Consider the following 14,861-nt stretch of genomic DNA (forward strand, 5'->3'; position numbering starts at 1 on the left):
TTGGCATCTTTTTGAGATTGGGACATTATTATTTGGAATTTATTTGAATTTTGGTGCTTGGGATTTGTTGTTTCCCTTTATCCGGGTTAGGAGACGGTTATGACCGGCAACGAGATTAGACAACTTTACCTCGACTATTTTGAGAAACACGGTCACCGGGTGGTGCGCAGTTCGTCCTTGATTCCCCAGGACGATCCGACGCTGCTGTTCACCAACGCCGGGATGGTGCAGTTTAAACGCACCTTTCTGGGCGAGGAGAAGCGGGATTATGTTCGCGCAACCACCTCACAGAAGTGTGTCCGCGCCGGTGGCAAACACAACGACCTTGAAAATGTGGGCTATACAGCCCGGCACCACACCTTTTTCGAGATGCTGGGCAACTTTTCCTTCGGGGACTATTTCAAGGAGAAGGCCGTGGATTTCGCATGGGATCTGCTGACCAACGGATACGGGTTGCCAGCGGAAAAGCTCTGGGCGTCGGTTTACCTGGATGACGACGAGGCCTACAATCTGTGGCACCGGCGCATCGGCATCCCCGAATCGCGGATGATACGTTTGGGGGAGGAGGAAAACTTCTGGGCCATGGGAGACACCGGTCCTTGCGGTCCCTGCAGCGAGATTCACCTGGATCGAGGCGCCGAGCATGGCTGCGGTCGGCCCGAATGTGATGTGGCTTGCGACTGCGACCGGTTTCTGGAGATCTGGAACCTGGTCTTCATGCAGTTCAACCGCGATGCCTCGGGCACCATGACCCCGCTGCCCAAGCCCAGCATTGACACGGGCCTGGGGTTGGAGCGCATGGCCTCAGTGGTTCAGCAGGTAAACACCAATTTTGACACCGATCTGATATACCCCATCATCGAGCGTACCGAGGCGCTGGCCCAGAAGTCATACGGCCGCGTCGAGACCGACGATGTAGCCATGAAAGTGATCGCCGATCACAGCCGGGCCGCTGCCTTTCTCATCGGCGACGGCGTCCTGCCGTCCAATGAGGGCAGGGGATATGTGTTGCGCCGGATCATGCGGCGGGCCATTCGCTATGGCCGCAACATCGGTCTGACCAAACCCTTTCTCCACCAAACCGCACGGGTGGTGTTTGACATCATGGTGCCGGCCTACCCGGATCTCAAGACGGCCTCGGCCTTTATCACCAATGTCATCGAGAATGAAGAGGTACGTTTTTCAGAAACGTTGGACAACGGGCTGCGGGTGCTCAACGATGCCTTGGCCGAGATCCGGGCCAAGGGCATCAGTCGAGTTCCCGGTGATTTGATCTTCAAGCTTTACGATACATTCGGGTTTCCCGTGGATATCGTTCGCGACGTGGTGCGTGACGAGGGAATGACCCTGGACACCGACGGGTTTGAAGCGCGTATGGACGAGCAGCGCAGGCAGTCCCGATCAAAAATCACCTTTACCGGTGTTTCCGATGCCTACCGCCAATTGAGCGCCTCGGGCGAGAAACCCGAATTCGTGGGATACGGCACGCTTGCCTGCGAAGCTCGGGTGGTGCTGGTGGTCCAGGACAACAAAAGCGTGGATGCTGCCGACGTGGGGGACATCGTGGAAGTGGTGACCACGGCCACGCCTTTTTACGGTGAAGCAGGCGGCCAGGTGGGCGACCATGGGTCGATCACCGCTCCGGGTATGGAGATGATGGTCACCGATACGTTGAAAGATCCCACCGGCATCATCATCCACAAAGGGCGGGTCCAATCCGGCCGCCTTGAAAACGGCCAGACGGTCATGCTTACCGTGGACGGCGACCACCGGGCCGCCGTGGCTCTCAACCACACGGCCACCCACATCCTGCATGCAGCCCTTCGCCATGAATTGGGGGACCATGTGAAGCAGGCCGGGTCCATGGTGGCGGCGGATCGACTTCGATTCGACTTCACGCATTTTTCCCAGGTCGATCCCGAGGCCCTGGAACGCATCGAAATCTTCGTCAATCAGCGCATCCGGCAAAATGTCCCCGTGGCTGTTGAGGAGATGGACATGGATCATGCCATGAAATCCGGCGCTACGGCCCTGTTTGAAGAAAAATACGGCGACCGGGTTCGCGTTATCTCCCTGGACACATTCAGCCGCGAACTTTGCGGGGGCACCCATACCAACCGTACCGGCGACATCGGTCTGTTTAAAGTGAGTTCCGAAGCGAGCGTGGCATCCGGGGTGAGGCGGATCGAAGCCCTCACAGGGTACGCCGCCCTGGAACATGTCCAGAAAAACAACCGGATTCTGCAGCGGTTGAGTCACCTGGTCAAAGACAAGCCGGATCGTTTGATAACACGGATCGAGTCGACTCTGACGTCGCTGAAAAGTCTGGAGAAGGAGACGGAACGGCTCAAGACCAAAATGGCTGAATTGCAAGCTGATGGCAGCGGCGATCAGATCCTCGATATCAACGGGACGCCCGCGATCATCCAACAGGTCACCGTTGACAAACCATCCGCCCTGCGGGAGTTGGCCGACCGGTTCAAGGACCGCATCGGTTCGGGGATCGTGGTTTTAGGGTGTGAGGCCGATGGCAAGGCACTGTTGATCGTGGTGGTGACCAAGGACCTCAACCACCGCTTTCATGCGGGCAGGATAATTAAACCGATTGCCGAGGTGGTCGGCGGCAGCGGTGGCGGACGACCCGACATGGCCCAGGCCGGCGGCACCCAGCCTCAGCATCTGCCGCAGGCGCTGGACAAAGCGCGTGAGTTGATTCAGCAGGCATAGGGACCCTAAAAAACGGGCGTCCCCAATCGGGTATTAGGCTTTCAGTACATCGATCATCGTAAATACCCGACCCGTTTCACCTTTTTTCAGTTTCCGATTAAGATAACACACGGCATCCATGGTTCCCGCTGCATAAATGTCGCGGCCGTTGACGTTGTGCTGGAATTCAAAGACAACGGTGTTGTCCGGCGAGGTCAGCCGATAGGTATGCCATCCATGACCGGACAGGTAAGCCTCTGGAATTCCCCATTGCTCGCGTTGAACCGCCGGGTCCCGCTCCCTGGCGATCGCTTCATGTGAAAAATCGACGCCCATGCGCTTGAAACTGGAGACCATGGCCTTGGCCGTACCGCTGGTGTCCGCCTTGCCGGCCTGGTGGCTTTCCTCGACGGTCAGGGTATAGTCAGCAAATATGCCCGGAAATGTGTCGGCCGCGTATTCCATCATGGCCTGAAGTCCCACGATCTGCTTGGCCATGTTGGGCGCGATGACCGCGCAGGTCCTCGAGTTGCGCACGGTTCGGATCAGTCTCTCCCGATCCCCGCCTGTGGTGCCCATAACAAACGGCAGGCCCCGCTTGCAGTAAAATTCGGCATTGTCATTGACGGCCGAGGGATGGGTGAAGTCCACGTTGATGAAATTCCCGTGCGTCTTAAGCAGCGCATCCATTTTCTCGTTGCGAACGGCCGGCCGGATGAGTTCGAACACCCTTCCGGAGATGGTGTGCCGGTCGGCTTGAATTTCCGGCCCGGTCAGCGAGTGGGGCAGCAGGATGATGCGGGGATCCTGCAAGGCATGGCCGGCGATGGTGGAAGTGACGTTTCCCGGCAGGCCATTGATCATTATCTTAACTGGCTTCATCGTGAACCTTCCTTGTTTGTCTGGGTTCGCGTCGTTTCCCGGCAGGTGGATGATTATCTCCCGTTATCCCGAACCGATTTTTTTGGCAATGGCGGTGAGTTTGGGAAAAGCCTTTTGATCAGCAGCGCGGATGTGGTCTGCCAGCATTCGCGCCGCAGCTGGGATCCAGCGCGCAAAGGCCTCTTTTTGTTTGACCCGGCTCAAAAATCCAAAGGCCCCGAGCATCTGAAGATTTCGGGTGACGGTGCAGTAGCGATAGCCCTGGATGAACCGCTCCGGGGGGAATTTCCACAGTCGTGCCGCCTGTTCGGTGGCATACGTCAAGAGCCGCTGCTGAAGGTCCGGGGGCAGTTCCGCATAGGGATCGATCAGCAGCGAGGCCAGGTCGTATTGGATCGGGCCGGTTCGCGCGCCCTGAAAGTCGATGAGATGGTGTCGGCCATTTTGAATCATGACGTTGCGGGATTGGAAGTCCCGGTGAATCAATCCGGACAAGCCGTGGTCGACGGCGTTCGTGGCCAGGCGTTCAAATTCCGCTGCCAGGTCTTCATAGGCCACCGCCACCTTCAGGTAGCCGTTTAAAAAGGCGTCCACGAAATAACGGCACTCCTTGTCGAGTATCAGCGCGACATCATAGGCGGGGCTCTGGCAGGTCCAGACCGGGTCGAAGCCGCCGGCGGCCTTTGTCGTCAGGTCGAAAAGGGTGTTGATGACCTTCCGGTAAAGGGCTTCAATGCCGCTGCCATCCGGCCTTTGCCGCACTATCTGCTGCAGATGGCGGTTTCCCAGATCTTCCAGGAACACCAGTCCACTGAAGCTGTCGTGGGCGTGTATTTGCGGCACCGGCAGGCCGCAGGCCCGAAGGTGGGTGCCGATCCTGACAAAGGCGTTGACCTCACTGCCCGGCAGCGTGGTGGTGATGCCGTGGTCGGCCATGATCAACCGGTGTGTGCCGGCGGTCAGGCGGAACCAGCCACGGTCGGAACCATCGCCAGACAGCTGCCGGCAGCGGATGGCCGCCCCGCGATAGCCGGGGAAGACCGATTGAAAAACATCTGGGGCCATGGCATCCACCACCGCCTCCCGGTAGCGATCCGGGCTCCCCATGTCCTGCCAGTAATGATTTTGAACCACATGGGCGTGAATGGGCACACCGTCATCCAGCATTTGCCGGTAGACGTCGATAATATCGCAGAAACCGCCGTTGGGTATGCGCTGGATCACGGCGGCGTTCATGACATGAATGCCGGTAAAGGCCATTTCCCGGAGACGTTCGGTTTCCGCCGGTTTGGAAAAACGCGCGAAGCCGGCGATTCGATTCTGCTCATCCACCCACACCTGGTTGAAGGGGGGGCGGTCATGCATGACCAGCGTTGCCTGGGCGCCTCCCATTCGGTGGTTGCGATAGACCGTGGACAACTCGATGTCGGTGACGATGTCCGCATTGACCACCATGAACGGATCGCCGTCCCAATAGTCGGCCAGGTGTCGAACGGCGCCGCCGGTGCCTAAAATTTCCGGTTCAACGCTCAGGGTTACCGGCAAACCGAAATCGTTTTCCGCCAGATAGGACCGGATGTGATGGGCCAGGTGGTGGGCGTTAACGGCAACGGCGGTGCAGCCGGCCCGTTTCAGGTTGTCCAGCATTCTACCCAATACCGGGATGCCGCCAACCGGGAACAGGGCCTTAGGCAATGTCCGGGAGTGGGGTGCCAGCCGGGTGCCGAACCCTGCAGCCAGAATCAGTGCTTTCATGAGCCCAACAGGTTCAAGTAGGTCTGGATGAGCGTTTCGTAATGAGAGATGGCCGCCTCATTCTCGTAATCTTTGATGCCGTTGGTGGAAAAATAACTCAGGCCGTTGGAATAGTTGACCTTGGACACTGATTCGATCAGGTCGATCTCCCTGTTTTTTATCATCTGGAGCCCCATACTCTGGATCTTCTTGAGCTTGTCCTTTGTCTCCATCTTATCCTTGCGGTTGGTTCTTAGAAAGTGGAGCACCACCAAATACGATTGGAGATAAGGCTTTAAAAAAGCGGCAAACAGCTTTAATTTCCGAAATCCCGACGAGGTGATCTGGTAATTGTCGGGGATGGTCTGGTGGGGCATGAGCATCGCGTCATCGATGAACGATTTGATGGTTTTTCTCACATAATGAACCGGCGGTCGATCCAGATCGAAGGCGAACTCATATTTAAAGAAATCCTGAAAAAAGTGGTATTCATTGTGCAATTCGGCGGCATTGAATTGGAACGCATCCTTTTTTAGAATGGCCAGCGCAGTAAACGCTGCCGGCACGAAATAAGAAATGCAGTTGTTTTTGTAGAATTCCAGCAGCGACCGTTTGGCGGCATTGACCGTGTAGTCGGCTTGATCTTCCGGCAGGTCTTTGTCCCCGGTCGCTTTTTCAAGCAGCTTACGCGCCAGGTAGCGGTCGATGGCGTATTCCATGGCACCGTCCGGGTTGAGAATAATTGTATCTGCCAGCTTGGCGTTCTGGGCGGTGGCGAAGGTCAGGTAAGTATTCACCGCGTCGATCAATTCCTCCTGGGTGAAGCGGGGCTTGGAAATATTCAAGGCGGCCGCGGCCACCAGACCATGGGGGGTGACCACGGTCTGCTTGTCGATGGCGTTGATGATCCGCCAGCCCAGGTTGCGGCACAGTGCATTCATGTCTTTGGGGGCCATCCGGTCCAGTGGCACCGGTGCGTCAGCCAACAGATCACGGGTGGAGATGGGGTCGTGGAAGTTGATATAGATTTTACCGTAGCGCTTTTTTAAAAAGCGCCGGGCACGGATTACCTGACTGAGGTTCTCATCTTCTTTTTTGCCGCCTTCCACCTCGTGGACGTAAGCGTGTTCTTCGACAATCCGGTCATAGCCGATATAAACGGGAACGAAGATCATATCTTCACACGCCCCATGGCGATAGGCCTCCAAAAGGATCGAGATCATTCCCAGTTTGGGAATCAGCAGTTTGCCGGTTCGGCTTCTTCCCCCCTCGATGAACAGTTCGATGTGAAAACCCTCTTCCAGGAGTTTATGGATATAGGCCGAAAAGACCCGGGCATAGAGCACGGCGCCCCTGAAGGTCCGTCGCAGAAAAAACGCACCGCCCGCGCGAAAAATTGGACCCAGCGGCCAGAAGGACAGGTTCTTGCCGGCGGCAATATGCGGGCAGGGCATGTTGTTGTGGTATAGAATGTAGGACAGGATCAGATAGTCAATATGGCTCTTGTGGCAAGGGATGAGAATCAGCGGCCCTTTTCTCGAGATGGCCTTGACCCTAGCCAGGCCTGCCCTGTCGACGACGGCGCCGTCGAACATGGAGTTGATGATCCATCCCACCACCGAGGACATGATGCGGATTGCGGTTGGACTGTAGCGGGCGGCAATTTCATCCAGATACCCATCGGCTTTCTTTCGGATTTTATGGATCGGTTCCTGTCTGGATGCGGCATGTCTTTTAATGAAGCTTCCCATCCGGTCGCTGGTGAGAATGGATTCTTTTAGCTCATCATTGGATTTCAAGATCGGCCCGGTGATACTCTGCCGATGACGGTTGTGCTGCAACAGGAGCTGGCGACGCAACTGGAGGGCCTGATAATCGACGGGTTTATCCGGCTGCACGGATTGGCTGAGCCATTGCCGCAGGTTCAGCGGCTGGGACAGTTCAACAAAAATTTTTCCGGGATACCTGATCAGGGTGACGATCTTTCTAATCTTCCCCGGACGTTGCGAGGTGCCGAAAAACGTGTCCATCAGGCTGGGCACTGCGGGCAGGGGCTTCTTACCGAAAAACATCAGTTGGGGGACGATGTAGATGGGCCGGTCAATCTGTTTTTGCATATGAATCAAGTAGCTCAGCGGATCGGTTTTCTCCTTGACGAACCGGCGATAGTACCCTTTTTTTTCAACCAGTGAGAGTAAGCCGCAGCCCGAGGCGAGAAGGGCGCGTTGGTAGTAGCCACTGCGATAGGGATCCTTGATTCGGTGACGCTGAACCCATTCGTCCAGGTAGGCCAGGCAGATGCGGAATATCCGCGACACCGGCTGCCAGAGATAGATGTCAGAATCGAAGGACAACTGCGGCACCGGTAGGCGCAATTGTCGGTACCGGGTATGGGCGAAGAGAAAATCGAAGCGGCTCTTATATTTGGTTGTATAGACGATAATCGCCCCGGCGGGGATGTTTTTGACGATATCCGCCTGTTCGCCGCCCATGAATATCCCTGAAAACAAGCGGTTGAGGAAAAGAGCGGAAATGGTCCCGGTGGGTGATGGCAGAGAACAAAAATAGTGGTCGTGTGAATGGTTAAGCAGCCGATCGATCCACTGGTGAATCTTCAGCGCAAGAGAAGAAACCGACTGTTTTTTGGAATGGTTCATCATTTGAGAAGGTAATAATCCAAGACGGATGGACGTTGATGATAATTCGAAAAAATAACAGAAGCCTTGACCCTTTGCAACGGCATATTCACCGGAGAAAAATATGCTTGCGCTGCTCTGGCTTCTATGTTATTGCCATATAACTTGATAGCGTCACCGCCAAGTTGCTATCTAATTGAAATCCTATTGATATTCTAAACAACACGACTCGTTCGGCAACGGCTGGAGAACACGAAGACAATCGCCAAGCACGTCGAGCCATCACAGCCTCATGCAGATGGATGGACCGACGAAGCAATTTTAATCTGACTAACTCAACAAGGTTCAAGAAGGAGGATGATTCTCTATGAAAACGTTAATTGGTGGAGCAGTGGCAGCAGTCTTGGGCTTGATTGGCCTGTCGGTGTGGTTTGGTGAATTTCTTCAACTTTTGGCCGGTGCGATTCCGGTGATGCTGTTGCTCGGCGGTGGACTTGCGCTCTATCTGGGGTTTGATGAACTCAAAGACACCTGGAAAAAAGATGACAATACCGCTGATGACGGCGCCGCTGATGACGATGCCGAGAAGTACAAGAAAGAGATCAACGATCTCAAGAAAGAGATCGAGACCCTGAAAACCGAAAAATAGACCCGCCCGCATCCTGAAGCTGAAAATGCTGCCCCGAACGGTTTCCCGTTCGGGGTTTTTATTTGTAGAGATGCACCGTTTCAACCAACTCCTGGTACGCCGCCAGCGGCGCTTCCCAGCCCGAAATCATTGTGGCCAGCGGCGTTCCGGTTTCGATTTGAGACCGGATCTGGCGGTCGCCTAGAATCAAATCCATGGGCAGACGTTCGTACTCGTACTCGTAGGGTGGCTGTTTGTAGGCAAAGCGGTCCGGGTAGGTCTGGTATATAACCTGATAGAATGCCAGCGACAGGGCGTAGGGGGAATAGAGCGCCGGATCGGTGACATGAATTTGAAACCCTTTGCACGGATGTCCCTCCCATTTGTTGGATGTGGGTTCAAATTCAACAGGCCTCAGCACGGCTCCGCCTAATAGACGCGTGTCGATATCCTCCATCAGCCGATCGGGCGCTAAGAACGGTGCTCCGAACAACTCGAAGGGCAGGGTGGTTCCCCGGCCTTCCGAGATGTTGGTGCCTTCCCAAATCACCTGGCCCGGATAGACCATGGCCGACGCCGGTGTGGGTAGATTAGGCGACGGAGCCACCCAGGGCACGCCGGTCTGACTGAACGTCATCGCTCTTTTCCAGCCTTGCATGGGCACCACCGCTAGGTCGCAGCCGATGCCAAAGCGGGTGTTGAACAGGATTGCCAATTCGCCGATGGTCAGGCCATGGCGCATGGGGATGGGGTAGCGGCCGACAAAAGATGAACAGCTGGGGGCCAGCAGATTTCCTTCCACCAGACGCCCGCCCAACGGGTTGGGCCGATCCAGGACGATGATTTTTTTATCGTATTGCCGTGCCGCCTCCATGCAGTGGGAGAGGGTGTAGATAAAGGTGTAGACCCGGGTGCCCACATCCTGTAGGTCCACCAGCATGACGTCTATGGGATCCATCATGGCGCGTGAGGGAATACGGGTGTCTCCGTAAAGGGAAAACACCGGTAAGCCGGTCACTGGATCCAATCGATCGGCCGATTCGATCATATTATCCTGCCTTTCCGCGTAGAAGCCGTGCTGAGGTGAATACAGCGCTTTCAGCTGGCCCGGAAAGGCCTGTCGAATCCGCTCACGGGCATGCCTGTACCGGCTGTCCACTGAAGCCGGATTACAGAGCAATCCGATACGCTGGTGCTTCAATGACGGGGGAGGCGATTCGCAGAGGTTGTCGAGACCGGTCTTTACTGCTGTCATCTCGATCGATCCTTTGTTGGGATTGTCTTCACGAGGACTCCGTGAGTCCATTGTCTCTTAGCACACCGCATCTGCCAGTAAAAGACGAAATCCATTGGCCGGTCCAAATCCCTTGACACGGTCGGTTTTTAAAAATATGTAATTCATTTTTCCGTTTCGAACCACCGAAACCAGGCCGAATCATCCCGATATCTTCTGGTATACCCACGCCATGTGTCGGACGGCGAGGTCTACGATAAGCAAAGGACCCCTTTTCAGTTGAAACTTGAAATCAGCGGTATTGTGATCATTGTCGGCGCATACGGCAGCGGAAAAACCGAAGTCGCCATCAACCTCGCCGTTCACATGAATGCAAAAGGCACATCCGTTCGGTTAGCCGACCTGGATCTGGTCAATCCCTATTTCAGAACCCGAGAAGCCCGTCAGGCCCTGCGTCGCCTTGGCATTGACGTGGTGCTGCCGCCTGCGCGTTACATGCAGGCAGACCTACCCATCCTCACCCCCGAGGTGTCCGGTATGCTGAGACATCCGTCCGGGCTGACCCTGCTGGATGTGGGAGGTGACGACGTGGGTGCAACGGTCCTGGCCGCACTTGCCGATTCGATGGCGGGGAAAACGCTGCAGGTGCTTCAGGTGATCAATCCCCATCGCCCTGGCACGGATACGGTGGGCGGTTGCTTGAAAATGCGACGAGCGATCGAAGCCAAGGCCAGAATGACCATCACCGGCATCATCGGCAATGCCAATATTATGGAAGAGACCACCGAACAGGATATTCTGGGCGGGTACACTTTTGCAAAGCAGGTGGCTGAGGCCGGCAACATACCCCTTGTGTTCATCACCACGCCGGCGGCACTGTTGACCCGACTCGATAAAAAGGATATTCATTGCCCGGTGCTTGCGCTGAGGCGGCAGTTGGTGCCACCCTGGAAGCGGGCTGATGCTCTGGAAGCGGGCGCATCGGCGTCAAACGGATGAACCGAGAAAGCGCACGCATTCCCCGTCGCCTGTCGGCGCGAATCAAAAAATCCGCTCATCAGGGTCGAAACGAAGTAGCGATGCCAAGCACCGGTGCCGCGCAGCGGGCTCAATCAGGCAAAAGGGGATCTTGATCGTGCTGTTGCAGCAAAAGATCAACCACCGGCATGTTGGCCATCTATCGGCACGGCATCGCCGCATTTCCAATGGAACATGATTCCATCGCGATAAGGAGCAGCTATCCATGGCGTATCAACACCACATCGAAAAGGACCGCTGCAAAGGCTGCGGCCTGTGCATCACCGTATGTCCCAAAAATGTTCTGGAGATATCTCCCGCTGTGAATGCAAAAGGTTACTACCCGGCATTTCAGGCGCGTCCCGAAGATTGCATCCACTGCACGATGTGCTGCATCATGTGCCCGGATGTGGCCATAAACATCAAAGAAACCGAAGAACCGAACGCCTAAGGGCGGTCAATGGAGGAGCACCATGGCAAAGGTATTGATGAAGGGAAACGAGGCCATCGGTGAAGCAGCGATCAGGGCTGGTTGTCTGAACTACTTCGCCTATCCCATCACGCCGCAGTCCGAAGTGGCCGAATATCTGGTCCGCCGAATGCCGGAGGTCGGGGGTGTGTTTCTGCAAGGGGAGAGCTAGGTGGCCGTGGGATACATGATCTTCGGTGCCGCCGGCGCCGGGGAACGGGTTTTTACCACCTCCTCCAGTCCAGGAATCAGTCTCATGAGCGAAGCCATCAGCTATATTGCCGCAGCCCAGTGCCCGGCGGTTTTTGTGAACATTATGCGCGGCGGACCAGGCTTGGGAGGCATTTTGCCTTCCCAGGCGGACTATCTCCAGGCCACCAAGGGGATCGGCCACGGTGACTGTCGCCTGCTGGTGATGGCGCCGGCCAGCGTTCAGGAAGCCGTCGAAATGGTTATGAAAGCCTTTCCGCTGGCTGAAAAATACCGCAATCCGGTGATGATTCTGGGCGACGGCCTCATCGGGCAGATGATGGAACCGGTGGAATTCCCCGACCATCTGAAAACGGAGCCTACCAACAAGGATTCATGGGCCACCAATGGGATGGACCACCGCAAGAGCAACACCCGCAATCTGGTCAAATCCCTATTTTTGGACCCGGTTCAACTCAACGACAACAACCTGGCACTCAAGGCCAAATATGACCGCATGCGTGCCGAGGAGGTGATGTCCGAATCGTACCATACCGACTGCGATTACAAAGGGCTCATCGTCAGCTACGGCACTATGAGCCGGGTGTGCCGCACAGCCGTCGACATGTTGGCGGCCGAAGGCATCGATGTGGGCATGGTGCGTCCCCAGACGGTCTTTCCGTTTCCCGAAAAGGCCGTTGCGGAGGCAGCGATGAAGTCGTCGTGCACCCATGTGCTGAGCATCGAGATGAGCATGGGCCAGATGATCGAGGATGTGGAGCGCAGCGTCAAGGGGCGGGTTCCGGTCAGCTGGTACGGCAAGTGCGGCGGTGATATCCCCACCCCCGAAGAGGTCATCGAGGTGGTTAAGCAGCGTATTGCCTGATCGATTGTCAATCCCCAACGGATTTCAGGCTCATAAGCAAGGAGTAAGGTAAAATGGGAAAGACGTTTAAAAAACCGGAGGCCCTCTCCGATACCCACACCCACTACTGCCCGGGATGCACCCATGGCGTGATCCACCGGCTGGTGGCCGAAACCATCGATGAACTGGGCATCCGGCGACGCACGGTGGGTGTCGCCCCCGTCGGCTGCGCCGTACTGGCCTACAACTACTTCAACTTTGATTTTCAGGAGGCGGCCCACGGCCGTGCACCGGCCATGGCCACCGGCATCAAACGGGTGCGGCCCGACCTGATGGTGTTCACTTACCAGGGAGACGGTGACCTGGCCAGCATCGGCATGGGCGAGATCATCCACGCGGCCAACCGGGGCGAGAAATTTACCACTATATTCGTCAACAACGCCATCTACGGGATGACTGGCGGCCAGATGGCACCCACCACCATGCCGGACCAGCGAACCAGCACCTCCCCCTTCGGCAGGAAGGTCGAGGAGGTGGGTATGCCCATCAAGATGGCCGAACTGCTGGCCGCCCTGCAGACACCGGCCTATATCAGCCGCCAGACGGTGATCAAACCTAAATATATAAACAAAGCGAAAAAAGCTATAAAACAGGCATTTACCTATCAATTAGAGAACAAATGCTTCAGCCTTGTCGAGGTGGTCAGCACCTGTCCCACCAATTGGGGGATGACGCCGGTTCAGGCGGTGGAATGGACCGAAAAAAACCTGCTGACATACTACCAACCGGGAGACTACAAAGTTCCGGCATGACGCATGGTCGAGTAATGCCGGACGTGACTGAAGGAGGTACCATGCAGAGCGAAATCATGTTTGCCGGGTTCGGTGGACAGGGCATCCTGTTAATCGGCAAGGTCCTTGCGCATGCCGCCATGGAGGAGGGCTTCGAAGTGGCTTGGGTCCCTTCCTACGGGCCTGAAATGCGGGGTGGAACGGCCTATTGCACGGTGGTGATCAGCGATCGGCCCATCGGTTCCCCCATCATTAAAAATCCGCTTCACCTGGTGGCCATGAACGGCCCCTCCCTTGAAAAATTCGCCCCAACGGTTAAAAAAGACGGCATCATCTTCATCAACAGCTCGCTGATCGCCTTTGGGTCGAACCGTGACGATGTGGATGAACTGCGGGTGCCTGTGGTGGACATCGCCAAAGACCTGGGCAGTGTCAAGGCCGCCAACATCGTGGCCCTCTCCGCTTTCGTGGGCCGAAGCGGCATCGTTCCCATGGAAACGCTGAAGCATTGTATCAAGGAAGAGTTCAGCAAAAAGCCCAAATTGATCCCTTTGAACATGGAAGCCGTGGCTGCCGGTGAGAAGGCCGCCCGGAAATAGATACCCGCCATGCCATGTGGCGATGCTGTGGCGCGTTGATATGCATGCATCGGCGGTCGGGTTGAATGCCCGGCTGGTTTTTCGACTGGTGGTTGACCATGAAATTGACGATTCCCGACTATATAAAGGCCATTGAGCCTTATGTCCCCGGTAAACCGCTGGAGGCTCTGGAGCGAGAATACGGCATCAGCGATTCGGTCAAGCTGGCATCCAACGAAAACCCGTTGGGGCCTTCTCCCATGGCATTGGCGGCCATCCGCAACGGCTTGGCATCGCTCCACCGATACCCGGACGGTGCCGGCCACATGCTGACGCGCAAAATCGCCAGGGCCAACGGTATGGTGCCGGCGAACGTGGTGATCGGAAACGGTTCGGACGATATTATCGCCCTGTTGGTGCGGGCCCTGATACGGCCCGGCGACCGGGTGGTCGTGCCGCGCCCGTCATTCCTCATGTACGCCATTGCGGCCAGCGCCGCCGGTGCCGTGGTAGACGCCGTGCCCTTGAAGGACCTGACCATGGACCTTGACGCCATGGCCGAACGGGTGACCGCCGACACGCGCTTGGTTTTCGTTTGCAACCCCAACAACCCAACCGGCACGGTCGTTACTCAGACAGCCTTTGACCACTTTATGGCCCGGCTGCCGGCCGATGTGGTCGTGGTCGTGGATGAGGCCTATATCGAGTTCGCCAGCAATCCAGATTGCTTAAAAACCGGACAGCCATCCGACGTGAATCGCCCATTGGTGACCCTGCGGACTTTCTCCAAGGTATATGGTCTTGCCGGGTTGCGGGTAGGGTACGGCATCATGCCGGCTTCACTGGCGGAGCTTCTCAACCGCGTTCGGCCGCCCTTCAATGTCAATAGCATGGCTCAGGCCGCGGCCGCAGCCGCCCTGGATGATCAGGCGTTTTTACAGCAGACCGTAGGGCTGGTTCATCGGGGGTTGGGCGAGCTGTACGAGGCGTTGGACAGGATGAGCCTGACCTACTTTAAAACCGAGGCCAACTTCTTTCTCATCGACGTCGGGCAGCCGGCGGATGTTGTGTTTGAAAACATGCTGCGGCAGGGCGTGATCGTCAGGTCCATGCGCGCTTACGGATTCCCCAC

11 protein-coding genes and 1 pseudogene are annotated in these 14,861 nt (G+C 56.4%); 8 read left to right on the forward strand and 4 right to left on the reverse strand.

Annotated features, from left to right (window positions below; all coding sequences use genetic code 11):
• Positions 1 to 99: 99 nt before the first annotated feature.
• Entirely contained in the window at positions 100 to 2,727 is a 2,628-nt protein-coding gene (alaS, locus tag ABYV26_RS01745; RefSeq protein ID WP_372677586.1) for an alanine--tRNA ligase, read from the forward strand.
• A gap of 33 nt (positions 2,728 to 2,760) precedes the next feature.
• Here the strand turns inward: alaS and dapB are convergent, their stop codons facing one another.
• From dapB to ABYV26_RS01760, 3 genes are all read right to left on the reverse strand, one after another.
• Positions 2,761 to 3,588 carry a dihydrodipicolinate reductase gene (gene dapB / locus ABYV26_RS01750; protein WP_372677588.1) on the reverse strand — a complete coding sequence of 276 codons (828 nt, stop codon included), beginning with the start codon at positions 3,586 to 3,588 and terminating at the stop codon, positions 2,761 to 2,763.
• A 63-nt stretch (positions 3,589 to 3,651) separates the two neighbouring features.
• The gene (locus tag ABYV26_RS01755) at positions 3,652 to 5,343 is read right to left on the reverse strand and encodes a sugar phosphate nucleotidyltransferase (protein ID WP_372677590.1); all 1,692 of its coding nucleotides are present in this window, start codon (positions 5,341 to 5,343) and stop codon (positions 3,652 to 3,654) included.
• Positions 5,340 to 7,982, reverse strand: coding sequence for a 1-acyl-sn-glycerol-3-phosphate acyltransferase (locus tag ABYV26_RS01760; protein ID WP_372677592.1), 2,643 nt, complete (start codon positions 7,980 to 7,982; stop codon positions 5,340 to 5,342). Before ABYV26_RS01760 ends, ABYV26_RS01755 begins: the two co-directional genes overlap by 4 nt.
• 343 nt (positions 7,983 to 8,325) lie before the next feature.
• Here ABYV26_RS01760 and ABYV26_RS01765 point away from each other — a divergent pair, with 343 nt between their 5' ends.
• Positions 8,326 to 8,607, forward strand: coding sequence for a hypothetical protein (locus tag ABYV26_RS01765; RefSeq protein ID WP_372677594.1), 282 nt, complete (start codon positions 8,326 to 8,328; stop codon positions 8,605 to 8,607).
• Between the two features lie 58 nt (positions 8,608 to 8,665).
• On the opposite strand, the gene ABYV26_RS01770 is transcribed toward ABYV26_RS01765, so the two are convergent.
• Entirely contained in the window at positions 8,666 to 9,841 is a 1,176-nt protein-coding gene (locus ABYV26_RS01770; RefSeq protein ID WP_372677596.1) for an exo-beta-N-acetylmuramidase NamZ domain-containing protein, read from the reverse strand.
• 258 nt (positions 9,842 to 10,099) lie between these two features.
• On the opposite strand from ABYV26_RS01770, the gene ABYV26_RS01775 reads away from it, so the two are divergent.
• From ABYV26_RS01775 to hisC, 6 genes and pseudogenes are all read left to right on the forward strand, one after another.
• On the forward strand, positions 10,100 to 10,819 hold the full coding sequence (locus ABYV26_RS01775) for a cobalamin biosynthesis protein CbiA (RefSeq protein ID WP_372677598.1): 720 nt from the start codon (positions 10,100 to 10,102) through the stop codon (positions 10,817 to 10,819).
• A gap of 244 nt (positions 10,820 to 11,063) precedes the next feature.
• Positions 11,064 to 11,288: a ferredoxin family protein gene (locus ABYV26_RS01780; protein ID WP_372677600.1), complete on the forward strand. Its 225-nt coding sequence runs from the start codon at positions 11,064 to 11,066 to the stop codon at positions 11,286 to 11,288.
• A gap of 22 nt (positions 11,289 to 11,310) precedes the next feature.
• A pseudogene (gene vorB / locus ABYV26_RS01785) lies at positions 11,311 to 12,381 on the forward strand (3-methyl-2-oxobutanoate dehydrogenase subunit VorB).
• Between the two features lie 53 nt (positions 12,382 to 12,434).
• Positions 12,435 to 13,172: a thiamine pyrophosphate-dependent enzyme gene (locus ABYV26_RS01790; RefSeq protein ID WP_372677602.1), complete on the forward strand. Its 738-nt coding sequence runs from the start codon at positions 12,435 to 12,437 to the stop codon at positions 13,170 to 13,172.
• A 41-nt stretch (positions 13,173 to 13,213) separates the two neighbouring features.
• Positions 13,214 to 13,750, forward strand: a complete 537-nt coding sequence (locus ABYV26_RS01795; protein WP_372677603.1) for a 2-oxoacid:acceptor oxidoreductase family protein — start codon at positions 13,214 to 13,216, stop codon at positions 13,748 to 13,750.
• Between the two features lie 98 nt (positions 13,751 to 13,848).
• Positions 13,849 to 14,861: histidinol-phosphate transaminase (gene hisC, locus ABYV26_RS01800; protein WP_372677605.1), on the forward strand; the 1,013-nt coding region annotated here is incomplete at its 3' end.

Source organism: Desulfosarcina sp., assembly GCF_041551955.1.
Lineage (GTDB): Bacteria > Desulfobacterota > Desulfobacteria > Desulfobacterales > Desulfosarcinaceae > Desulfosarcina.